Here is a 22,348-nt window from a genome sequence, read left to right on the forward strand (position 1 = left end):
CCTCCTTGTCAGAAGTTCCCTTGGGGATGGTGCATACGGGGGCAACACGAAAGGGGGAAATGCACTCGTGTAATTTCAGCGCGTCCGCACCTTTCAGTGTGACCTGCGCGGGTCCTGTACGCAACGGGAACTTGATATCTTCGACGTTAGGCGTGCCGGGGCCTCAGGTCAAAGACGTCCGGACCATTTTCAGATCGTGTCGAATCTTTCACCCTCAACTTTAACCTTAGGCTGCCTTCAGCCTTCGAAATCCTCTGGCTCTACATCGTCCAGGAATTCCCGGAAGCGGCGAAGTTCCCGTTCCTCGTCAACTTCGGGACCCGGCTCGGTGTCTTCGCCTTCGTCGTGTTCAGTGATCCGGACGCCGGCTTCTTCCATCACGGCGTCTGCACACCAGATGCGGCATTTTGCCCGCAACGCAAGCGCCAGCGCATCGGAAGCGCGGGAACTCACCACAGTGCCGTCGTCGAACTGGAGCTGACCGTAGAAGATGTTGTCCTCGACCGCGACGATGTTCACGCTGATGATCGTGTGGCCGAGTGCTTCAACGACGTCGATCATCAAATCGTGGGTCATCGGCCGGGGCGGCACCACGCCTTGCTGGGCCAGGGCGATGGCGCTGGCTTCGGGTGTGCCGATCCAGATCGGAACGTGGCGTTCCCCGTGCATCTCACGCAGGAGGACCAAAGGCTGGTTTGAAGGCAGTTCAATCCGCACTCCAACGATCTCGACCTCAATCATCATGCGTCCATACGGGAGATACGGTCCTGCACCAAGGCTCGATGCAGGCTGAGGCAGAGTTCACTGATTTCCCGGGCGGCTTCCGCGGCCCTGGATTGCGATGCCACGTCCTTGCGGGACGTCAAAGGCGCGACGACCCGCTCCACCAAGCCGAATTCGCGCTCGGCTGCCGCTTGGAACGGACGGAGGTGCCTCGGCTCAAGTCCGTGGCTTTCGAGCTGCACGCACGCGCGCGCCACTTGCAGGGCATGTTCGTCGAATTTGCCGTTGACATGGCTGATGAGCCCAAAACTAAGGAGGGACTGCAAGAGCGGGACGCTCGCCCCGGATTCCGTTCGCAGCTGTTCCTCGCTCAAGGCGCGTGCGCGGCCCTGCAGCTCGGCCGCAAGCTCGTCCGAGACAATCCGGGGGGAAACCGACACCCCCGGCGGGAGGTTTTCGGGACGCTCGCCACGATCGATCGCGTCCAGGTAATCCTTGATGACCTTGAGGGGCAGGTACTGGTCACGCTGGAGCGCCAGGACGAAACGCAGACGCTCCACGTCGCTTTCGGCGTATTGCCGATAGCCGGCGGGCGTGCGCTTCGGATTGATCAATCCCTTTTCCTCGAGAAAACGGATCTTGGACGCCGTCATGGTGGGAAAGTCGTCGCTGAGTTGAGCGAGGACCTCTCCGATGTTGAGGACCTGCGGTCCTCGCCGTTCCGGCTGGGGCAGTGCCACAGGCGTACCCGGAATCAGTCTTGGCCTGCTGCGCGGGCAGGGCTCAGGTAGTAGGTGAGGCGGAACTTACCGATCTGGACCTCGCTGCCGTTCTTGAGCAGGACGTTGTCCACCCGGTCTTGGTTGACGTAAGTGCCATTGAGGCTTCCGGTGTCCACCACTTCGAAGCCCTCGGGGGTGCGCACGAATTCCACGTGCTTGCGCGAAACCGTCACGTCATCCAGGAAGATGTCCGCATCCGGGTGGCGACCAGCCGTTGTGGTGTCAGAATCCAGGAGGAACCGCGCTCCCGCATTCGGGCCGGTGTGGGCAATCAGCAAGGCCGAGCCAGGAGGCAATGCCTGCACCGCGGCGCGCTCCTCGGCCGCCAGCGGCGGCCGGGCATCCGGCTCGTGGTGGCGCACAGGCGTGAGCTGGATTGAGGTGGTCTCCGAGGTTGGCTGTTCTACAGCACCGTGCTCGTCCCGGGCGTGGTTCCGCTTGCCGCCAACCATGGAAATCCTCCTCATCCGCCGGCAGTTGACAAAACTACCGGTTACGCAACTGCCCGGTTCCCCCGGGCCAAACAGGTCGCTGGCCCGCCGCCGTCGCTCCCCTGTTCCGGGGAGAACCGACTTGGCGGGCCAGATACCATTTAGCCTACCTGTTGTTCGTACTCTGATGCACTGAGAAGGGTCTCGATGGCGTCAGCTTCCGAAAGCTTTACTTCGAACAGCCAGCCGTCACCGTAGGGATCCGAGTTGATCAGGGCAGAGTCGGTGTCGAGAGCCTCGTTGCGGGAAACAATTTCGCCGCTGACCGGGGCGTATATGTCGCTCACGCTCTTCGTGGATTCGACTTCACCCACGACGTCGTTGCCCTTCACGGCGGTGCCGGGCTCGGGCAGCTGGGCGTACACGACATCGCCGAGTGCATCCTGGGCGAAGTCCGTGATGCCGACGCGCACGACGCCGTCTGCATTCGGGGCACTGACCCATTCATGTTCGGCGGTGTAGGAAAGATCGGCAGGAATGTTGCTCATGAGTCGCCTTTCATCGGGACATTTCGGACCACGACGGCGGCCCGGTCATCCGGCCACCGCTGAAAGTATAAGCACATCCATGCCCCCTCCCCACAGGTGTCTGGAATGATTGGAAGCAGACTTGAGCCGCATAGTCCTGCAACGCCGTCGGAGGAGCGCGATCATGCCGGAACTGCCCGAAATCACCGCCTTGACCGACTTTCTGGACGAGCACCTGTCCGGGGCACGCCTCACGCAGTTGCATCTGCCATCGGCGTTCGCCCTGAAACTGGCGGATGTTCCCCATGAATTGCTGGTCGGGCGGACCGTCGAATCCGTCGGCCGACGGGGGAAGTTCCTCGTTTTCGAGATGGTTGCCGTATCCCAGAGCGCCGATGCGGAGCCCATCTACTTGGTGGTCAGTTTCGCGAAGTCCGGCTGGCTGTGGTTCGCCGACAACCAACCGGAAACTGAAGCGACCGCGACAGTCGGCTACTTCGCCGCGCAATTGGACTTTTCGAACAATGGCCACGATTACGACGTCACCCTTGCCGACACGGGCACCTGGAAGGGCTTGGCCCTCTTCATCGTTCGTCAGCCCGAGGAAGTCCATGGCATTGCCGAGCTCGGCCCGGATCCCCTCGATCCGGCCTTCGGATTGGAGCAGTTCAGCAGGCTTCTCACGAAGAGGCAGCAGGTCAAGGGGGTCCTGAAGAACCAGAAACTCATCGCAGGTATCGGGAACGCCTACAGTGACGAAATCCTCCACGCAGCGAAGTTGTCTCCGGTTGCCCACGCTTCGTCGCTGGAGCCGGAGGAGGTGGACCGCCTCTTCACCACGATGAAGGACATACTCGCGGGAGCGGCCCGGGAATTCGCAGGCAAGCTGCCCGACGAACTGAAGCCCGCCAAGAAAGCCTCGATGCGCGTGCACGGCAGGACCGGAGAACCGTGTCCGGTTTGCGGGGACATCGTACGGGAGGTTGCCTTCGTGGGGACTTCCCTGCAGTACTGTCCCACGTGCCAGACCAACGGCGAGATCCTGGCCAAACGCGGCAGCAGCGAAGCCTCCTGAACCCCGGGGAAGCCCGCCACAGCCCTTGAAAAACAGGTGGCGGGCTTCCTTGCGGTTCGCCTAGGCGACCGGTGACGCTTCCGGTTCGCGTACGACGTCGGGGGCTGCTTGCGGCGCGGAAGCGGACTGCGCCGCTCCCCCACGCCGGGCCGCTGTCGCGGCGGCGATCATGACGACAAAGGCCGCTACGGTGATGGCGGCACCGGCCCAGATCGGCGAGGTGTAGCCCAGGCCCATGGTGATGGTGACGCCGCCCAGCCAGGCGCCGAGGGCGTTGCCCAGGTTGAAGGCGCCGATATTCGCGCCGGAGGCGAGGGTGGGCGCGGTGGTGGCAAAGTGCATGACGCGCATCTGCAGGCCCGGCACGGTAGCGAAGCCGAAGCCGCCCATGAGTGCCAGCGAGAACAGGGTGGCCACCGGGCTCGCGGCGGTGAGCGCGAAGAACACGAGCACCAGCGTCAGGCCCGCGAGGATGACCATGAGTGTTTTGTCGATGGATTTGTCGGCCGCTTTGCCCCCGGCGATATTGCCGACGAACAACCCGGCACCAAACAGGACGAGGAGCCAGGGAACGGCGTGGGGATCGAATCCGGAGACCTCGGTCAGGGTGAAGGCAATGTAGGTGAAGGCACCGAACATGCCGCCGAAGCCGAGAATCGTGACGATGATGGACAGCCACACCTGGCTGGATTTGAAAGCACCAAGCTCGCTGCGGAGGCTACTGGTCGCGGCCCCTTCCTTGGTGCGCGGGACCATGAGGGCGATGCCGATGAGCGCGACAACGCCGATGATGGTGATAGCCCAGAACGTGGACCGCCAGCCGAAGTTCTGGCCGAGGAACGTTCCGAAGGGAACACCCAGCACGTTGGCGGCGGTGAGCCCCGTGAACATGATGGCAATGGCTCCCGCCTTCTTGTGGGCCGGGACCAGGCCGGCTGCGACCACTGAGCCGATACCGAAGAAAGCTCCGTGGCAGAGTGCGGCGACAATGCGCCCTATCAGCATGGCCGGGTAGCTGTCCGCGATGGCGGAGAGGAAGTTGCCGGCGATGAAGAGGACGAGGAGCCCGATGAGCACAGGCTTGCGGGGCAGGCGGGTCACGGCCGCCGTCACAAGGAGGGCGCCGACAACGACGCCCAGCGCATAGCCGGTGATGAACCAGCCGGCGGCCGCTTCGCTGACTCCGAAGTCGGTGGCAATCTCGGGCAAGAGGCCCATGATGACGAACTCGGTCAGGCCAATGCCGAATCCGCCGAGGGCAAGGGCGATCAACCCTGCAGGCATGTTGTTGCTCCTTTGTGGGGATGGATTCCCGTGAGACTGGAAGTGCGCCGCCGAGAACCGTAGAATATTAGTTGCAGACGCTGCATACATAGTTGCACACGCCATGTAATTGCGCAAGCAACTACTTTGCGTGCGTCTGGATTCTTCATCAATCGGCAGGAGTTTCGGGAGACATGGGCATCAAGGACGACGCCGTTGAGGTGCGCGCGCAGGGGTGGCGGACTCTCGCCGCTCTGCACGGCCATATCGAGGCAGCACTGGAGAAAGCGCTGCAGTCCGCCGCGGATCTTTCAGTGGTTGAGTACACGGTGCTTGACGCATTGAGCCGCCAGGACGGTTGGCACATGCGGATGCAGCAGCTCGCGAGGGCAACAGCACTGTCCAGCAGCGCGACGACGCGCTTGGTGAACCGGCTTGAAGACCGCGCACTGCTGACCAGGATCCTGTGCGCTGACGACCGACGCGGCATCTACACGGAGCTTACCGAGGCCGGCCAGAAGCTGTTGCTGGCGGCTCGTCCGGTCCACGACGAAACCCTCGCGGAATCGCTGGCGGCCGCTGAATCGGTGCCGGAGCTCGAGCCGCTGGTGAAGGCGTTGGGGGCGCTGCAGGGGGCCTGAGGTTTGTTTCGCGTGCGGTGAGTCGCAAAACGACGAACCCCGCCGCTCCTCCAGTGGAACGGCGGGGTTTTGTTGTCTTTGGGACTGGGGGTTGCCTTTGGGGGCGCGTCAGACCTTCTTGACCACGCTGGACTTGAGCTGCATCGGGCCGAAGCAGTCCACTTTGCAGTCGATGTCGTGGTCCCCCACGCCGTTCACGAGGCGGATGTTGCGGACCTTGGTTCCGACCTTGATGGCCGTGGCGCTCCCCTTGACCTTGAGGTCCTTGATTACAGTGACCGTGTCCCCGTCCGCGAGCACATTGCCCACGGCGTCCTTAATCTCCGTGGACTCGTCTTCTGCCTCAACAGACGCGGCCGGCGACCATTCATGGGCGCACTCGGGGCAGACCAGCAAGGCACCCATCTCGTAGGTGTATTCGCTGGCGCATTCAGGGCAAGGGGGCAGGGTTTCACTCACCGTCCAATGATAGTCGGGGGTGGTCCAACACGTAGACGGAGACATGGGCACACTTAGACGCCTGACAAGAACCCCGAGATCTCGCGGAATTGAACACGTAGATCGGTACTGTCGACCACTTAATTCTTAGGTTTGACCACTGAGACGCCACATGTCGGCCATAGATTGCTGCTGTCCAAGAATCCGAAAGGTGGTGCATGAGCCGTGCAATTGCCGCTATGGGGCCTCGCCCTGGGATGGTTGCTCGTGGGCATATATCTTCGCTCGCCGAGGCTCTTCGCCCTGATGACAGTCTGCGCCCTACCTGGGCTGGCGGCGCGTGCAATGTCGACAATTCTCGCCGAACCCTTGCATTTGACGGCAAGCCAACAGACCGGGCTGAGCGTCTTCTCTTCTATCTGGATCTACCTGACGCTGATCCTTTTCGTAGGTATCCGGCGCATGGCAGGGCGCGGCTAAGGCTGCCGGCTTTTTGGAACCGACGCTTTCGAAAAGAAGGCGTGCATGCGCCATCCTGACCTTCTTTGGTTTGGGAAAGCGCTTGCGACACCGCGAGTCACGTCGTTTCAACGCCTTGGCCCGTCAAAGAAGGTCGGGACGGCGTGTTCAGGTCGGGCGAGAATCTCGGGAACTTCGTCGGATTCTGCCGGATCGCTCTCTTCGCCGAAGTTGCCCACCTTGTGATTTCGCGGGTCCGAAGTTTATCCATTCGAGTGATTGAGCAGAATCCGACATCCCGGCGCTGACGAGCCCTTCGGATGAGCAGAGTCCACCGCACTCACTGCAACATGAACGCTTAAACGCAAAAGCCGTGGGAACCCTAGAGTTCCCACGGCCTTCTGGTCGGGCTGACAGGATTTGAACCTGCGACCCCTTGACCCCCAGTCAAGTGCGCTACCAAGCTGCGCTACAGCCCGTCAGTCCTGCCGTTCTCCGCCTAGATTTTCACCTAAGCAGTCCGGCCGAACCACCTCAAAAAGCTTACACGATGTTCGAGGTTCTCAATGCCACCTTGGCGGGTGTCGTGTGTGATGCGCGTCTCAATTAGCGCTTCTTGCCGCGCTTTTCACGGACGCGCATGTTGACCTCGATCGGCGTGCCGTCGAAGCCAAAGGTTTCGCGCAGCCGGCGAGTGATGAACCGGCGGTATCCGGGATCGAGGAAGCCCGTGGTGAAGAGCACGAACTTCGGCGGACGGCTGGATGCCTGGGTGCCGAAGAGGATGCGGGGCTGCTTGCCGCCGCGGACCGGGTGCGGGTGGGCGGCCACGAGCTCGCCCAGGAACGCGTTGAGGCGTCCCGTGGGGATGCGCTTGTCCCAGCTCTCCAAGGCGAGGTCCAGCGCGGGCACCAGACGGTCCTTGTGCCAGCCGGTCTTGGCGGAGATGTTGACGCGCGGGGCCCATTCAACGTGTGCCAGGTCCTGCTCGATTTCACGCTCAAGGTAGCGGCGACGTTCGTCGTCGAGCAGGTCCCACTTGTTGAACGCGAGGACCAGCGCGCGACCCGACTCGATGGCGAGCTGCAGGATGCGGACGTCCTGTTCGCTGAGCACCTCGTCAACGGCGAGGAGCACGACGGCGACCTCCGCCTTTTCGAGCGCGGCCTGCGTACGGAGGGAAGCGTAGAAGTCCGCGCCCTGCGCCATGTGCTGGCGGCGGCGGATGCCTGCGGTGTCCACGAAGCGCCACGTGCGGCCGCCGAGTTCGATGAATTCGTCCACGGGGTCGCGGGTGGTTCCGGCGAGGGTATCGACAACGACGCGCTCGGAGCCGGCCAGCTTGTTCAGCAAGGAGGACTTGCCGACGTTCGGACGGCCGATAAGGGCAATACGGCGGGGACCGCCTGAGCGCTCGACGCCTTCTACCGTGGAGAACTCGGGCAGGGTGTCCATGACGTGGTCCAGGAGGTCGGCAACGCCGCGGCCATGGAGGGCGGACACCGGGTACGGCTCGCCGAAGCCAAGGCCCCAAAGCGTTGCCGAGTCGGCCTCCTGCGCAAAGTCGTCAACCTTATTGGCCACCATGATGACCGGCTTCTTGGACTTGCGCAGCATCTTCATGACGCCTTCGTCCGTAGCAGTGGCGCCAACGGCGGAGTCCACCACGAAAAGTACTGCGTCGGCCAGTTCCACGGCCATCTCGGCCTGCTCGGCGACGCGGGCGTGGATGCCCCTCGCGTCGTGTTCCCAGCCACCGGTGTCCACCAGCGTGAAGTTGCGGCCGTTCCAGTGAGCCGAGTACATGACGCGGTCACGGGTAACGCCCGGGGTGTCCTCGACGACGGCCTCGCGGCGGCCGAGGATGCGGTTCACCAGCGTGGACTTGCCGACGTTGGGGCGGCCAATGATGGCCAGGACCGGGTCAAGCTTGAGGGGGCCGTCTTCGCCTTCGTCGTCGTAGAGTCCGCTCAGCAGGGCGGCGTCGTCCTCGTCGAGGTCGTAGTCTGCCAGGCCCGCCCGGAGGGAGGCTGCGCGGAGTTCGGCTTCATCGTCGTCCAGGGCGGCGAGTTTTTCAGCCACCTGGTCGGTGCCGGTGGGCGTGTATTCGTCGTCGCCGGCTCCGATGTTGCCAGATTTGTGAGTCGTATCGCTCATTGCACTTTCCTTAGTGGTGATCTGCCGGCGTCCCGGCTACTTCTTCTTGGCGGTGCTGCATTGGCTGTGGGCCGGTTCATTTAGTCCCCCGGAAGGGACTGACCGGTGGTCTTGACGGCATCCTGGACGTGTCCAGCCAGCGCAGCGCGGATCTCCGCAGCCGCCCTGTCCATTGAAACACGCCCCGACTCGCCATTTCTGCGGGTCACATTCAAGGGGGCTCCGAAACTGACCTGCAGCTGGCGGCGCACTCTCGGAATGTAATCACGGTGTTCGTCTCCGATCCGCGTTCCGAGGATGGCCACGGGAATCACTGTGGCTCCGGTCATCAGCGCGAGCCATGCGACGCCGTTGCTGATGCTGCCGGCGGTGCCGCTCCCCCGCGTTCCTTCGGGGAGAATCCCCACGCAACGGCCGGCGTCGAGCACTTGCTTTCCGAGCTGGAGGGCCGAGCGGTCACCGGAGCGGTCGATGGAAATCTGCCCCGAGGCACGAAGCACCTTTCCCAGGAAACCCTTGAACATCTCCTTCTTGACCAGGATGTGCATGGGTCGTGGAGCCGCGCCGAACATCACCGGCCCGTCCAGGAAGCTGATGTGGTTGCCCGCGAAAATGACCGGTCCAGCTTTGGGAACATTGGAACGTCCCGTTATCGCGGTCCGGTACAGGACGTGGTCCAACAGCCAGCCAACAGGCCTGCTCCACATCATGGTCCAGCGTGCCGGGAGCCGGGCTTCAGTCACCGTAGATGACCTTGCCCACAATGTTCAGTGCCGTTTCGACGGTTTCTTCGAAGTCCAGCTCCGAGGAATCCAGCGTCACGACGCCGTCGGCCGCTTGGGTGAAGTTCACCACAGTGGAGTCCTTGGCGTCGCGGTGGATCACTTGGGCGGCGAGCTGCTCTTGGCTCTGCGTCCCGCCCAGCTGGAGGCCGCGGCGCCGCAGCCGGGCTTCCTCGCTGGCGGTCAGCAGCATGCGGACCTCCGCGTTGGGCGCGACGACGGTGGTGATGTCCCGTCCCTCCACCACCATGCGGCGGTGGTGCTGTTCGATCAGCTGGCGCTGGCGACGAATCAATTCGTTGCGGGCACCCAGGGTGGTTGCAACGGCGCTGACGGACGAGGAGATCCTCGGCTCGCGGATTTCCTCCGTGATGTCCACGCCGGCAACACCGACGTATTCGACGTTGGCGCTGGTGCTAAGTTCCAGCGGCAGATCCTTTGACGCCTGCTCGACGGCGGCACCGTCTGCGAGGTCGATGCCGGTCTTGAGGCAGTACCAGGTCAACGCACGGTACATCGCGCCCGTGTCCAGATAGGCGAGCTTCAAGCGCCGGGCAACTTCCTTGCTGACGCTGGACTTGCCGGAGCCGGACGGGCCGTCGATGGCGACAACGAGCGGCTTTCCCGGACGTACTACGGTCTCCGGGCCGAAAAGTTCACGTTTCATTACTGGAGTACCCGCCATCCACGGTCGGTCAAGGCTTCAACAAGGAGGTCATGTTTGTTGGGCATGACGGAAAGTTCCACCATGCCAACGTTCTGCCCGGACGAGTGGTCCAGGCGGAGGTCTTCGACGTTGACGCCGATCTCGCCGATCTCCGTCAACAGCCTGGCGATCTGCCCGGGCCGGTCGTCTACCAGAACTGTAAGCCATGAATATGCCTGCGGGGGTCCGCCGTGCTTTCCCGGGATCCGGGCCTGCCCGGCGTTGCCCTCGCTGATGAGCTGGGCAAGGTCCAGCCGGGCGCCGGGAGCGGTGGGATCCTCCAAGGTACCGATCAGACGGTTGAGGTCCTCACGGACACCGTGAAGGATATCCACCATCTTGGCCGCGTTGTTGCCAAGGATCTGCACCCAAAGGGTGGGATCGCTGGCAGCAATCCTCGTGGTGTCCCGAAGCCCGTTGCCGGCCAGGGACAGCGCGTGGATCGGTGTCCCTTGCAAGCGGCTGGCGAGCAGCGACGACATCACCTGGGGCAAATGCGACACCAACGCAACCGCTTCATCGTGTTCCTCCGCCGTGAACTGGGAGACTATCGCCCCCAGGTCCCCGGCCAGGGAACGTGCCGTCTGAAGCGCGTCGGCGTTGGTCTCGTCGGACGGGCAAAGCACCCAAGGCATTGACGTGAAGAGCTCGCCGCGGGCAGCGACGGGCCCCGACTTCTCGCGCCCCGCCATCGGGTGCGTCCCGACGTAGCGGGACATGTCCACTCCCCGGGCCCGGAGATCGGCCTGGATTGCCAGCTTGACGCTGGCAATGTCCACCACAACGGCCTCCGGGTATTCGCCCAGGGCACGCTCGACGACGTCGGCCGTCACGTCCGGCGGCGCCGCGACGACAACCAGCTGGGGCGGATTCTCAAGCTCGGACAGGGGCCTGCCCGCACCGATATCCACGGCGACGGCTTGGTTGGTCGGCGAGGGGTCCGAAAGGAACACGGAGACACCCCGGCCACGCAGGCCGAGACCGATGCTGGCTCCGAGCAGTCCGGTGCCGAAGACGACCACCGGGCCGTCAAGATGGCCCCGGCCGTGCGAGTGGAATGCCGACATGCCTTACAGTCCTACGGATGCCAGGAGGTGTCCGACTTCCTGCTTGCCGAGGTTTCGGATGCTGCCCTGGCGCTGGTCGCCCAGGCCGATGGGACCGATCTTGACGCGCACGAGCCGCAGCACGGGGAACCCGACGGCTTCGAACAAACGGCGGACAATACGGTTCTTGCCGGAGTGCAGCACAACCTCGATCAGCACGTGGCCCGGAGTGGAGTCGACGAGCTTGAAGGAGTCGACGGAAGCGATGCCGTCTTCGAGCTCGATGCCTTCCTTCAACTTCGCGCCGACGCCCTGCGGGAACGGGCCGCGTACCTGTACAAGGTACGTCTTGGGCACCTCGTAGGAAGGGTGCGTCAAGCGGTTGGCGAGTTCGCCGTCGTTGGTCAGCAACAGCAGGCCCTCCGTGGCGACGTCAAGACGGCCCACGTGGAAGAGTCGCTCGCCCTTGTTCTTGGCGGACTTGAGGAAGTCGCTGATGCAGGGCCGGCCCTCGGGATCTTCCATGGTGGAGACGACGCCCTTGGGCTTGTTGAACACCATGTAGAGCATGGTGTCATCGAGCTGGATGCGGATGCCGTCGACGTGAATCACGGCGGTCGCGGGGTCGACGCGCATGCCAAGCTCGGTGGTGAGCTGGCCGTTGACCTCGACGCGGCCTTCTTCGATCATTTCCTCGCACACGCGGCGCGAAGCCACGCCGGCCTGGGCCATGACCTTCTGCAGGCGCACGCCATCGGCGTCGTGCTGCTCGGACTGGGCCACCTCGCCGCGGCGGCCGCGGGGCTTACGGATCGGGCCAAGGTTCTGGCCGAAGCGCTCACTGCCGAAGGCGCGGGAAGCGTACTGTTTCTTGTTGCCGGCCTTGGGCTTCAATGCGCCCGGGGTGCCCGGAGCCTTGCCGAAGCCGGGCTTGTTGGAGCCTGGCTTGCGGGGGGCCTTGGCCGGCCTCGCGTCTTGGCGGCCAGCGTCGTCACGACGCCCGTAGCCTCCGGCCGAAGTGGGGTTGTCCGGATCGAAGGGGCGCTCTTCACGCGGACGAGTTGGCTTGAAGGGGCGTTCTCCGCCCGGGGAGAAGCTGCGCTTGCTGCCTCCGGAGGCGCCACCGGCACGGCTTGCGCCACCCCGGCCGGCACCGAAGCCGCTGCCTCCTGTACGGCCGGCGCCGCTGCGGCCTGAGTCCTGCGACTCGTTGCGTCCGGAACCGTTTCGTCCCGAACTATTACGTGGTGAACCCTGGCGTCCCGCCTGTGTCATGACCCGTCCTTTTGTTATGGTGGCCGGCTTGTTCTTTCTCAACATTAGCCAGCCGGACAGAGGATATCTGCCCTGTGTGAACTCTGCCCGCTACTAGCCGGGCGTTTGTAGATCCTTGCAATATTGAGTTGTTTTGCCTTGCCTGGCGCCGCGGGTTCCCGCGACTACATGCGTTCGGCGTCGAAGAACTCCTCGATGCCCTCCAGCCCCGGAAGGTGGGGGGACAATTGAGGCAGTTCCGCCACCGAGCCAATGCCCATGCGCTCGAGGAAGTACGAGGTGGTCCGGTAAAGGATGGCCCCCGATTCAGGATCGGTACCCGAGTCCTCGATCAGCCCGCGTTGGACAAGGGTCCTGACGACTGAATCGACATTGACGCCGCGGATGGCCGACGCCCTGGCCCTGGAAACCGGCTGCCGGTACGCGATGACCGCCATGGTTTCAAGGGCTGCCTGCGTCAGCCGCGCGGTCTGGCCTTCGAGAACGAACCTGCCCACGACGTCGGCAAATTCCGCGCGTGAATAGATCCGCCACCCGCCGGCAACGTTCCGCAACTCAAAACCCCGGGGTGCAGCGCTGGCACTTGCATCAGTGTGCAAGTCATCAGCGTCCCTGCCCGGGGCTTTAACAGTATAGCCGCTATACTCCTGCCGCAGTCCCGCCAGCAAATCCTCGACGACGGCGACCGTCACGTTGAGCCCGGCGGCGAGCTCTTCCGCGGTGGCCGGTTCGTCGATCACCATCAGCACGGCCTCCAGCGCCGCGCGGACGCCGCCGGGCAGGGCCTCAAGCTCGGCGAGGCCGTCCCGGCCGGTTTCCTGCTCGCTCACAGCGCCTCGTCTCCTTTGTCGATCTGTTCGTACTCGTCGCTCAAACTGTCGCTGCTCCAGCCTTCGGGGCGCCCTGTCCAGCGGACGGTTAGTTCGGCGAGCGGACCCGGCTGATCGAACGCCACTACACGGTCACGGAACAGTTCGAGGAGCGCGAGGAACCGGACCACGACAACTAGCGTGGACTCGGCGTCCGCAATCAGCGCCCTGAAGGATTGGGGCTGGCCGCTCTGCAGGCGGTACCCGATGATCTCGGCCTGTTCCTTGACGCTGACGGGTGTTCCGTGAAGGTGGTCGAGCCCTACCTCCTCGGGCGTCTTGTCCTTGGGGGCCAGGGTCTTGGCCGCCAACGCTGCAAACTGTTCGGGCGTATGGCGCCAAATCAGTTCGGGCAGCATTGCCGCGAAATGCCCTTCCAACGCAACTTGGCGCGGGAAGCGCCGGGCTTCGGACTCCAAGGTGCCGGACAGGATCGCGGCCACTTGTTTGAAAGCCTTGTACTGCAGGAGCCGGGCGAAGAGAAGATCCCGGGCTTCCAGCAAGGCAATGTCCTCGGCATCTTCGACTTCGCCGGCGGGCAGAAGCCTCGCGGCTTTGAGGTCCAGGAGCGTCGCGGCGATGACCAGGAATTCGCTGGCTTCGTCCAGGGCCCAGTCCTCGCCCAATTCCTGCAGGCGCCGGATGTACTTGATGAACTCATCCGTGACGGTGGCCAGCGCAACTTCGGTGATGTCCAACTTGTGCTTGGAGATCAGGCCGAGCAGGAGATCGAAGGGGCCTGTGAAGTTCGCCAGCCGGACCTCAAAGCCGGTCTTTCGGCCAGAAGGCGAGGCTCCGGCGTCGTCCGCGTTGCTTGCAGAAGAGTACGACGGCGGCGCGTCGCCCGCCAGGACGGTCGCGGTTTCAGGGATGAGTGGCTCTGCCACGCGGGCTAGGGTGCGCCGCCGCGCGAAATCAGTTCCTTGGCCAGGCGGCGGTAGGCGTCGGCACCGATGTGGTTTCCGGCATAGCTGGTGATCGGCTCCGCGGCGACCGTGGCGTCGGCGAACTTGATGGAACGCTTGATGACGGTCTCGAAGACCTTGTCTCCGAATGCCTCCACGAGCCTCGAAATGACTTCGCGGCTGTGCAGGGTGCGGGCGTCGTACATCGTGGCGAGCACGCCGTCCACCTGCAGGCGCGGGTTCAAGCGGTCCTGGACCTTCTCGATCGTTTCGACGAGCAGCGCCACCGCGCGGAGGGCGAAGAATTCGCAGATCAGCGGGATGATGACGCCGTGCGCTGCCGTCAAGGCGTTGACCGTCAGGAGGCCCAGGGACGGCTGGCAATCGATGAGCACGACGTCGTAGTCATCCTCGACGCTCTTGAGCGCGCGGTCCAGCACTTGCTCGCGGGCTACCTCGTTGACGAGCTGGACCTCGGCGGCGGAGAGGTCGATGTTGGCCGGCAGGAGGTCGATGCCTTCGACGCCGGTCTTCTGGATGGCGTCGCGGATGTCCACTTTGCGGTCCATCAGGACGTTGTAAACGGTGAGGTCGAGCTCGTGCGGGTTCGCGCCCAGGCCTGCGGAAAGAGCTCCCTGCGGATCGAAATCAACGAGCAGGACGCGCCGGCCGAATTCTGCGAGCGCAGCGGCGAGGTTGATGGTTGACGTGGTCTTGCCCACGCCACCCTTCTGGTTGACCATGGCGATGACGCGGGCCGGGCCATGGGAGGCCAGCGGCGCGGGCTCGGGGAAGTCGCGGTACGGGCGGCCCGTAGGCCCCATGACTGCGTCTTCCAGATCGAAATCCGTGCCCTCCAGCGTAGTTGTTCCCCGTTCGCTGCTCACGTATTTATCCACTCTCTCCACGACGGTCATTTCGTGCGGCTGTCTCCAGCACCAGCACTGCTCCCCACCTAGGCTACAGCGCCCGACACGGCATTTTGCGGAACTTGACATTGCCCGCAATTTGAGCCTTTACCTTCTAGCTGAGGTAGAAGGTTGGGCCCGCATGCAACAAAACGTGCAACAAAAAGCAGGCAAGGCAGGCCCCCTGTCGGGTTCCTGCCTTGCCTGCGTGGATGCTTCCAAACCGTGTGCCGGACTAAGCGGCCACGGCCTCTTTCACCTCGGGTTCAGCGTGGTGGCTGATCATGGTCAGCTCGTCGAACGGAGTCGCGCCGGACAGGACGTTGGTGACCTGCTTGCGGTCGATTTCCTTGACCCAGGTACCGATCAGCACGGTGGCGACGGCGTTGCCCGTGAAGTTGGTCAGGGCGCGGGCTTCCGACATGAAGCGGTCGATCCCGACGATCATGCCGACGCCGCCCAGCAGTTCGGGCCGGTGTGCCTGAAGGCCTGCTGCGAGGGTTGCCAGGCCGGCGCCGGAAACGCCGGCCGCTCCCTTGGACGCGATGATCATGAAGACCAGCAGGGATACCTGGGCGCCAAGGTCCAGCGGAATACCCATGGCGTTGGCGACGAACAGCGAGGCCATGGTCAGGTAGATGGCAGTTCCGTCCAGGTTGAAGGAGTAACCGGTAGGCACCGTGACACCGACAACCGGCTTGGAAACACCGAGGTGCTCCATCTTGGCAATGAGCCTGGGCAGCGCCGCTTCGGACGATGAGGTGGAGAAGATGAGCAGGTACTCGCGGGCCAGGTACTTCATCAGCTGGAAGATGCTGACGCCGGCAACAACCCGAAGCAAGGTGCCGAGCACCACGACGATGAACAGCGCGCAGGTGATGTAGAACGCGACCATCAGGGTGAGCATTCCGAAGATGGCCTTCACTCCGGTGGCGCCGACCACAGCGGCGATCGCACCGAAGGCGCCGACGGGAGCCAGCCACATGATCATGATGAGGATGCGGAAGACGAGCGCCTGCCCGTGCTGGATGGCCTTGAGTACCGGCTGGCCCTGGGAGCCCATGCGCTGCAGCGCGAAGCCCACCAGGATGGCGGCCAGGAGCGTCGGCAGGACCGGAATGTCTCCGGGGATGATGCCCAGCAGGAAATCGGCGGTGCTGTTCGTGGCAGCCTTCGCGTTGGGGTCGTACGGGATCAGCTTCAGGCCTTCGCCGGGGTGGATGATGTTGCCCACCACCAAACCGATGGCGAGCGCGAAGGTGGACATCACCAGGAAGTAGATGAGTGCGAGGCCGCCGACCTTGCCAACAGTGGCTGCCTTGGCGATCGATCCGATGCCCAGGACGATGGTGCAGAAGATGACCGGGGCGATCATCATCTTGATGAGCTTGATGAAGCCGTCACCCAAAGGCTTGAGGGATTTACCCACTTCGGGGAAAAGCAGGCCGACGACGGCGCCCAGCACAACTGCGGCGATCACGGCGATGTAGAGGTAATGCGACTTGTCCAGCCCCTTGCGCCCGGCCTTCGCTGGTGCAATCTCTCCTCTTTGAGAGGTCATGGCTTTGCTCCTTATAGATACTCTGGAAAGCGCCGTGGTCCCTGCAAAATGTCCCTGCGTCGCTCTGCTGTGATACCCATCATTAGGCGCGGCGTGACATGTATCACTGTTGCGTTCATATTGGTCACAGGATGGCCCGCAGAAAGGAGCACGTGATCCGACGCTGGAGCATTGCCCGCAGACTCTTTGTGGCGAATCTGCTGTTCGTGCTGGCGCTCACCGCCATCGTGGGCACGGCAGCCTTCCTGGACGCGAGGGACCGGGCCTACAACGACGCCGGCCAGCGCATGCAGGCGGTGGCCGCCGCGATCGCAGCCAATCCCCTCGTGCTTCAAGCAGCCGGCACACCGAACCCATCCGCCACCCTCCAGCCATATGCCCAGGCGGTAACAGCCAATGCCCATGCTGATTTCATCACCATCATGGCTCCGGACCGGACCCGCTGGACCCATCCGAACCCCGACGAAATCGGCAAACCCTACATCGGCACCATCGATCCCGCCCTCCACGGCCAGACCTTCACCGAAGTCACCGCCGGTACCCTTGGCCCGTCCGTGCGAACCATCGTTCCCGTGGAGGATTCCTCCGGAAAAGTCCGGGCCCTCGTGGCCGCGGGTGTCACGGTGCGGACGGTGGACGTCGCCGTGTCGGCGCGACTCACGGCGATCATCGGAATCTCCCTGGCCATGCTCGCAGGCGGCTCCCTGGCCTCGTGGTTATTGGGCCGGTACCTGCGCTCGGTCACCAGGGGCTGGGGACCTGAACAATTGGCACAATTGTTCGCGTACTACGAGTCCGTCCTCCATTCGGTCCGCGAAGGAGTAGTGCTTATCGACACCGGCGGCAGGGTGGTCATGTACAACGACCAGGCCGCGGAGCTTCTGGGACTCGAACGGTCCGACGTCGATCCCGTTGCGGAAGCCGCCCCGCGCCTTTCTGATCTGCCCCTGGATCCCAGCCTCCACCGCCTTTTCGAATCCGGCCGGACGGCGCACGACGAAATCCACCTCACCGGCTCGCGCATCCTGGTGGTGAACCAAGCGCCGGCAGTGGGGCCGCCTGGAATGAGGGGCCGGCAGCGGCCTGCCGTGTTCGGGACCGTAGCCACGCTCCGGGACAGGACGGAAATCGAGTCCCTGGGCAGCGAACTCGAAACCATGAAGACCCTCTCCGACGCCTTGCGGGCCCAGACGCATGAACACGCCAACCGGCTGCACACCATCGTGTCCCTCATGGAGCTCGGGCGTACCGGCGACGCCTTGGACTTCGCCACCAAGGACCTTGAACTGAGCCAACAGCTGACCGACCACCTCGTGGCATCGGTGGACGAGCCTGTCCTGAGTGCGCTCATCATGGGAAAGTCGGCCGAGGCGCACGAACGCGGAGCGGAGCTGACGGTCACGGTGTCCGGCGGGGACGGCCTCCAGGGCCTGGCCGTCCAGGACCTGGTGACGATTTTGGGAAACCTGTTGGACAACGCCCTCGACGCCGCGGCTGCCGCTCCCCCGCCGCGCAAAGTGGAACTGGGCATCGAATCGGGACCTGAAGGAACCACGTTCACTGTGGTCGATTCCGGCCACGGCATCGATCCCGGCATCGTGGACGACGTCTGGCAATACGGATACAGCACCAAGGCGGCGGGGATCGGACAGGCCGGGCAGCCCGGAGCGCCTTCCCGCGGCGTGGGCCTGGCCCTGGTACGGCAAGCGGTGCAGCGGCTTGGCGGTACGCTGTCCATCAGCGACTCCACGAGCGCCCTGGGCGGTGCGTTCTTCCGCGTAGTGCTCCCCGCGCCGGACTCCAGGAAAGAAGCCGAATGACCGAAATCCGCGTCCTCGTTGTCGAGGACGAACCCATCGCCGCCGATGCCCACGGCGTCTACGTCAGCCGAATCGACGGCTTCACCGTTGCGGGAACGGCCCCGGACGGCCAATCGGCCCTGCGGCTGCTCAACGATTTCGCCGTTGCCGGCCAGCCGGTGGACCTCGTCCTGTTGGACATGAACCTGCCGGATCTTCACGGACTGGACGTTGCCCGCCGAATGCGCGCTTCGGGACTGCTTGCGGACATCATCGCCATCACCGCCGTCAGGGAAGTGAACATTGTCCGCAGCGCGGTGTCGATCGGAGTCGTGCAGTATCTCATCAAGCCGTTCACGTTCGCGACGTTCGCGGACAAGCTCGCCAGCTATCGCGCCTTCCGTGAGCAACTCGCCGCACCGGCGTCGGGCACGCGGGCGAGTGGAGCGTCCCAAAGCGATGTGGACCAGGCGTTCGCGAGTCTCCGCGCACCCACCGAACTCCCGCTGCCCAAGGGCCTTTCCGCCCAAAGCCTGGAGTCGGTCAAAGACCTTCTGGCCAGCCTTGGCCGGCCGGTTTCCGCAAGCGAGGCAACCGAGGCCCTTGGGATGTCCAGGGTCACCGTGCGCCGATATCTCGAGTACCTGGCCGACGCCGGGATGGCCACGAGGAATCCGCGATACGGCACTCCGGGACGGCCGGAGAACGAGTATCGCTGGAATCGGAGTTAGCCCACGACTCCAGCGGATGTATACACAGATTGAGTGCCGGCCTGGTTTTATTGGCAAAAGCTAGGCCTTTTCGCTGTTTGTGTATACACTGGGGACATCCGCTCAATGAAGGAGGGTCCATGCGTGCCAGCGACAAAGCCTATGCGGCCCTGCGCGAAGACATTATTGAGTGGCGTCTGGCGCCCGGAACTGTCCTCGCGGAAGTGGAACAATCCGAGCGCCTGGGTGTGTCCCGCACCCCCGTCCGGGAGGCGCTGAGCCGGCTCAGCGCGGAAGGGCTGACGACGGCGGCAGGCGGCCGCGGCGTCGTCGTCACCGATATCTCGCTGGAGGACATCGACGAACTCTTCGAGCTGCGCGAAACCCTCGAAGGCAAAGCCGCCGCCCTCGCCGCGGAACGCGGTGTGCGCCCGGTGTTCGAGCAACTCCACGCCGAGCTCCTCCTAGCCCCGGAGATGCTCAACGACAGCGACCCCGCCCGGCACGACTACTACGCCCTGGTAGGAAGGCTCGACGAAGCGATCGACGAAGCCATCTCCAATTCCTACCTCGCCCAGGCCATGCGCAGCCTGCGCGTCCACCTCGTGCGGGTCCGCCGCCTCGCGGCCGACGACGCCGAACGCCTCCAAGCCGCCGCGGCCGAGCACGCCGCGATCGCCGAAGCCATCGCGGCAGGCAACCCCCGGCTCGCCGAAGCAGCCACCACCGTCCATCTGCACCGCAGTCTTTCCCACGTCAAAGCCACCCACACACCTCACTAAAAGGAACCCCATGGTGAAGAACAACCACGTCCGCGTCTACAAGAGCGAAGAGAACCTTCCCCGCGAGGAGCAGCTGGCGCACAAGATCGCCACCGTCGCCGCCGACCCCGTCGAGGTTCTTCCCCTCGTCACGGAGATGGTCATCAACCGGATCATCGACAACGCCTCCGTCGCCATTGCCTCCCTTAACCGTGCCCCGATCATCTCCGCCCGGGCGCAGGCCCTGACCCACGCACCGACCACCAACGGCAAAGGCTCGAGTGTTTTCGGGATCAGCGACAAGGTCTCCCCCGAATGGGCCGCCTGGGCCAACGGCGTCGCCGTGCGCGAACTCGACTACCACGACACGTTCCTGGCCGCCGACTACTCCCACCCGGGCGACAACATCCCGCCGATCCTCGCCGTCGCCCAGCATGTCGGCGCGGGCGGCAAGGACCTGATCCGCGGCATCGCCACCGGATACGAAATCCAGGTCAACCTGGTCAAGGCCATCTGCCTGCACAAACACAAGATCGACCACGTAGCCCACCTCGGCCCCTCCGCCGCCGCCGGCATCGGCACCCTCCTGGGCCTGGACGTCGAAACCATCTTCCAGTCCGTCGGCCAGGCCCTGCACACCACCACCGCCACACGCCAGTCCCGCAAGGGCGAAATCTCCACCTGGAAAGCCCACGCCCCCGCATTCGCCGGCAAGATGGCCGTCGAGGCCGTGGACCGCTCCATGCGCGGCCAAACCTCCCCCGTGCCGATTTACGAAGGCGAAGACGGCGTCATCGCCTGGATGCTTGACGGCCCGGACGCCTCCTACGAAGTCCCGCTGCCCGAAGCCGGGGAGCCCAAGCGCGCCATCCTGGACACCTACACCAAGGAACACTCCGCCGAGTACCAGGCCCAGGCCTGGATCGACCTCGCCCGCAAACTCCACGGCGAGCACCCCGAAGCCACGGACCCGGCCAACGTGGCCTCCGTCCTGATCAAGACCAGCCACCACACGCACTACGTGATCGGCTCCGGCGCCAACGACCCCCAAAAATACTCACCCACCGCCAGCCGGGAAACCCTGGACCACTCCATCCCGTACATCTTCACCGTCGCGCTACAGGACGGCTCCTGGCACCACGTCGACTCGTACAGCCCCGAACGTGCCGGCCGCCCGGACACCGTGGAACTCTGGCACAAGGTCACCACCGTGGAAGACCCCGAATGGACCCGCCGCTACCACTCCCTGGACATCGCGGAAAAGGCCTTCGGCGGCACCGTTGTCATCACCCTCAACGACGGCACCGTCATCACCGATCAGATCGCCGTGGCCGACGCCCACCCGCTCGGTGCCCGGCCGTTTGCCCGGGAGCAGTACGTGAACAAGTTCCGCACGCTTGCTACCGGTTTGGTCGAGGCGTCCGAGGTCGAAAGGTTCCTCGCCGCCGTCGAGGCCCTCCCCGAACTGGGCCCGGGTGAGCTGGACCAGCTGAACATCACCGCCGCCCCCGGCGTCATCGACCTTGCCGCCGCACCGAAGGGACTGTTCTAGATGCTCTACTCCACCACCACCCCGGAACAGAAACGGCTCAAGCTTCGGGAACTGCTGGACTCCGGGACCATCGCCCAGTTCCCCGGGGCGTTCAACCCGCTCTCGGCACGCCTGATCGAAGAGAAGGGCTTCCCCGGCGTCTACATCTCCGGCGCCGTCCTCGCCAACGACCTCGGCCTGCCGGACATCGGACTCACCACCCTCACCGAGGTCGCCACCCGGGCAGGGCAAATCGCCCGCATGACCGAACTCCCGTGCCTCGTGGACGCGGACACCGGATTCGGCGAACCGATGAACGTGGCCCGCACCATCCAGGAACTCGAAAACGCCGGACTGGCCGGCTGCCACATCGAGGACCAGTTCAACCCGAAGCGGTGCGGGCACCTGGACGGCAAGAACGTGGTCGACGTCGACACCGCCGCCAAACGCATCCGCGCTGCCGCCGACGCCCGCAGGGATCCGAACTTCCTCATCATGGCCCGCACCGACATCCGCGCCGTCGACGGCATCGAAGCCGCACAGGAACGCGCCAAAGCGCTCGTCGACGCCGGCGCCGACGCGATCTTCCCCGAAGCCATGAAAGATCTCAGCGAGTTCCAAGCCATCCGTGATGCAGTGGATGTGCCGATCCTGGCCAACATGACCGAGTTCGGCAAAAGCGAGCTATTCACCGTGGAACAACTCCAAGGCGTCGGCGTGAACATGGTGATCTACCCCGTCACCCTGCTCCGCATTGCCATGGGGGCTGCAGAGCGTACGCTGGAAACGATCAAGGCCACTGGAACGCAGGAGGCGCAGGTGGAGAACATGCTCACCCGTGCACGCCTCTATGACCTCGTGGACTACGAGGCCTACAACCACTTCGACACGAGCGTTTTCAACTTCCAGATTCCTGGGCTCAGCCGGTAACTGGATCAACCAAGGGATGCAGGCGCTCCGGCTATTCCGGAGTGCTTGCCGATGAACGAAGGAGTTCAG

22 protein-coding genes, 1 tRNA gene and 1 pseudogene are annotated in these 22,348 nt (G+C 64.1%); 8 read left to right on the forward strand and 16 right to left on the reverse strand.

The window, feature by feature from the left end; genetic code table 11:
• Positions 1–237: 237 nt before the first annotated feature.
• From ACFVTG_RS17435 to gcvH, 4 genes are all read right to left on the reverse strand, one after another.
• Positions 238–741 carry a bifunctional nuclease family protein gene (locus ACFVTG_RS17435; protein WP_059389161.1) on the reverse strand — a complete coding sequence of 168 codons (504 nt, stop codon included), beginning with the start codon at positions 739–741 and terminating at the stop codon, positions 238–240.
• Positions 741–1,457, reverse strand: coding sequence for a MerR family transcriptional regulator (locus ACFVTG_RS17440; protein ID WP_390282189.1), 717 nt, complete (start codon positions 1,455–1,457; stop codon positions 741–743). The genes ACFVTG_RS17435 and ACFVTG_RS17440 overlap by 1 nt, the downstream gene beginning before the upstream one ends.
• A gap of 20 nt (positions 1,458–1,477) precedes the next feature.
• Positions 1,478–1,957: an FHA domain-containing protein gene (locus tag ACFVTG_RS17445; RefSeq protein WP_234753790.1), complete on the reverse strand. Its 480-nt coding sequence runs from the start codon at positions 1,955–1,957 to the stop codon at positions 1,478–1,480.
• A gap of 140 nt (positions 1,958–2,097) precedes the next feature.
• A complete protein-coding gene (gene gcvH, locus ACFVTG_RS17450) occupies positions 2,098–2,484 on the reverse strand; it encodes a glycine cleavage system protein GcvH (protein ID WP_390282160.1) in 387 nt (128 codons plus the stop codon).
• 163 nt (positions 2,485–2,647) lie between these two features.
• On the opposite strand from gcvH, the gene ACFVTG_RS17455 reads away from it, so the two are divergent.
• The gene (locus ACFVTG_RS17455) at positions 2,648–3,538 is read left to right on the forward strand and encodes a DNA-formamidopyrimidine glycosylase family protein (RefSeq protein WP_390282161.1); all 891 of its coding nucleotides are present in this window, start codon (positions 2,648–2,650) and stop codon (positions 3,536–3,538) included.
• 60 nt (positions 3,539–3,598) lie between these two features.
• Here ACFVTG_RS17455 and ACFVTG_RS17460 read toward each other — a convergent pair whose 3' ends face one another.
• Positions 3,599–4,822 (reverse strand): MFS transporter, encoded by a 1,224-nt coding sequence (locus tag ACFVTG_RS17460; protein ID WP_390282162.1) that lies wholly within the window; start codon positions 4,820–4,822, stop codon positions 3,599–3,601.
• A gap of 173 nt (positions 4,823–4,995) precedes the next feature.
• On the opposite strand from ACFVTG_RS17460, the gene ACFVTG_RS17465 reads away from it, so the two are divergent.
• Positions 4,996–5,442, forward strand: coding sequence for a MarR family winged helix-turn-helix transcriptional regulator (locus ACFVTG_RS17465; RefSeq protein ID WP_390282163.1), 447 nt, complete (start codon positions 4,996–4,998; stop codon positions 5,440–5,442).
• A 108-nt stretch (positions 5,443–5,550) separates the two neighbouring features.
• On the opposite strand, the gene ACFVTG_RS17470 is transcribed toward ACFVTG_RS17465, so the two are convergent.
• Positions 5,551–5,946: a zinc ribbon domain-containing protein YjdM gene (locus ACFVTG_RS17470; RefSeq protein ID WP_390282164.1), complete on the reverse strand. Its 396-nt coding sequence runs from the start codon at positions 5,944–5,946 to the stop codon at positions 5,551–5,553.
• A 159-nt stretch (positions 5,947–6,105) separates the two neighbouring features.
• Here ACFVTG_RS17470 and ACFVTG_RS17475 point away from each other — a divergent pair, with 159 nt between their 5' ends.
• On the forward strand, positions 6,106–6,360 hold the full coding sequence (locus ACFVTG_RS17475) for a hypothetical protein (RefSeq protein WP_390282165.1): 255 nt from the start codon (positions 6,106–6,108) through the stop codon (positions 6,358–6,360).
• 381 nt (positions 6,361–6,741) lie between these two features.
• Here ACFVTG_RS17475 and ACFVTG_RS17480 read toward each other — a convergent pair.
• The 10 genes and pseudogenes from ACFVTG_RS17480 to ACFVTG_RS17525 form a co-directional block, all read right to left on the reverse strand.
• Positions 6,742–6,818 (reverse strand) — tRNA-Pro (locus ACFVTG_RS17480).
• A 127-nt stretch (positions 6,819–6,945) separates the two neighbouring features.
• Entirely contained in the window at positions 6,946–8,496 is a 1,551-nt protein-coding gene (der, locus tag ACFVTG_RS17485) for a ribosome biogenesis GTPase Der (RefSeq protein ID WP_284751741.1), read from the reverse strand.
• A gap of 10 nt (positions 8,497–8,506) precedes the next feature.
• Positions 8,507–9,203: pseudogene (locus ACFVTG_RS17490) on the reverse strand (lysophospholipid acyltransferase family protein).
• A gap of 28 nt (positions 9,204–9,231) precedes the next feature.
• Complete coding sequence (cmk, locus tag ACFVTG_RS17495; RefSeq protein ID WP_284751740.1) at positions 9,232–9,945, reverse strand: (d)CMP kinase; 714 nt, start codon at positions 9,943–9,945, stop codon at positions 9,232–9,234.
• Positions 9,945–11,051 carry a prephenate dehydrogenase gene (locus ACFVTG_RS17500; RefSeq protein ID WP_390282166.1) on the reverse strand — a complete coding sequence of 369 codons (1,107 nt, stop codon included), beginning with the start codon at positions 11,049–11,051 and terminating at the stop codon, positions 9,945–9,947. The genes cmk and ACFVTG_RS17500 overlap by 1 nt, the downstream gene beginning before the upstream one ends.
• A gap of 3 nt (positions 11,052–11,054) precedes the next feature.
• The gene (locus ACFVTG_RS17505) at positions 11,055–12,305 is read right to left on the reverse strand and encodes a pseudouridine synthase (protein WP_390282167.1); all 1,251 of its coding nucleotides are present in this window, start codon (positions 12,303–12,305) and stop codon (positions 11,055–11,057) included.
• A gap of 164 nt (positions 12,306–12,469) precedes the next feature.
• Complete coding sequence (locus tag ACFVTG_RS17510; protein WP_390282168.1) at positions 12,470–13,135, reverse strand: SMC-Scp complex subunit ScpB; 666 nt, start codon at positions 13,133–13,135, stop codon at positions 12,470–12,472.
• Positions 13,132–13,929, reverse strand: coding sequence for a ScpA family protein (locus tag ACFVTG_RS17515; protein WP_350225128.1), 798 nt, complete (start codon positions 13,927–13,929; stop codon positions 13,132–13,134). Before ACFVTG_RS17515 ends, ACFVTG_RS17510 begins: the two co-directional genes overlap by 4 nt.
• Before the next feature lie 137 nt (positions 13,930–14,066).
• Positions 14,067–14,966 (reverse strand): ParA family protein, encoded by a 900-nt coding sequence (locus ACFVTG_RS17520; protein WP_284751736.1) that lies wholly within the window; start codon positions 14,964–14,966, stop codon positions 14,067–14,069.
• Between the two features lie 256 nt (positions 14,967–15,222).
• Positions 15,223–16,548, reverse strand: coding sequence for a cation:dicarboxylate symporter family transporter (locus ACFVTG_RS17525; RefSeq protein WP_390282169.1), 1,326 nt, complete (start codon positions 16,546–16,548; stop codon positions 15,223–15,225).
• A 152-nt stretch (positions 16,549–16,700) separates the two neighbouring features.
• Here ACFVTG_RS17525 and ACFVTG_RS17530 point away from each other — a divergent pair, with 152 nt between their 5' ends.
• The 5 genes from ACFVTG_RS17530 (at position 16,701) to prpB (ending at position 22,279) form a co-directional block, all read left to right on the forward strand.
• Positions 16,701–18,368, forward strand: coding sequence for an ATP-binding protein (locus tag ACFVTG_RS17530; RefSeq protein WP_390282170.1), 1,668 nt, complete (start codon positions 16,701–16,703; stop codon positions 18,366–18,368).
• Positions 18,365–19,078: a response regulator gene (locus ACFVTG_RS17535; RefSeq protein ID WP_390282171.1), complete on the forward strand. Its 714-nt coding sequence runs from the start codon at positions 18,365–18,367 to the stop codon at positions 19,076–19,078. Before ACFVTG_RS17530 ends, ACFVTG_RS17535 begins: the two co-directional genes overlap by 4 nt.
• Before the next feature lie 119 nt (positions 19,079–19,197).
• Entirely contained in the window at positions 19,198–19,839 is a 642-nt protein-coding gene (locus tag ACFVTG_RS17540; protein ID WP_390282172.1) for a GntR family transcriptional regulator, read from the forward strand.
• 10 nt (positions 19,840–19,849) lie between these two features.
• A complete protein-coding gene (locus ACFVTG_RS17545; RefSeq protein ID WP_390282173.1) occupies positions 19,850–21,370 on the forward strand; it encodes an MmgE/PrpD family protein in 1,521 nt (506 codons plus the stop codon).
• On the forward strand, positions 21,371–22,279 hold the full coding sequence (gene prpB, locus ACFVTG_RS17550) for a methylisocitrate lyase (RefSeq protein WP_390282174.1): 909 nt from the start codon (positions 21,371–21,373) through the stop codon (positions 22,277–22,279).
• Positions 22,280–22,348 lie beyond the last annotated feature (69 nt).

Source organism: Arthrobacter sp. NPDC058127 (assembly GCF_042884555.1).
GTDB lineage: Bacteria > Actinomycetota > Actinomycetes > Actinomycetales > Micrococcaceae > Arthrobacter.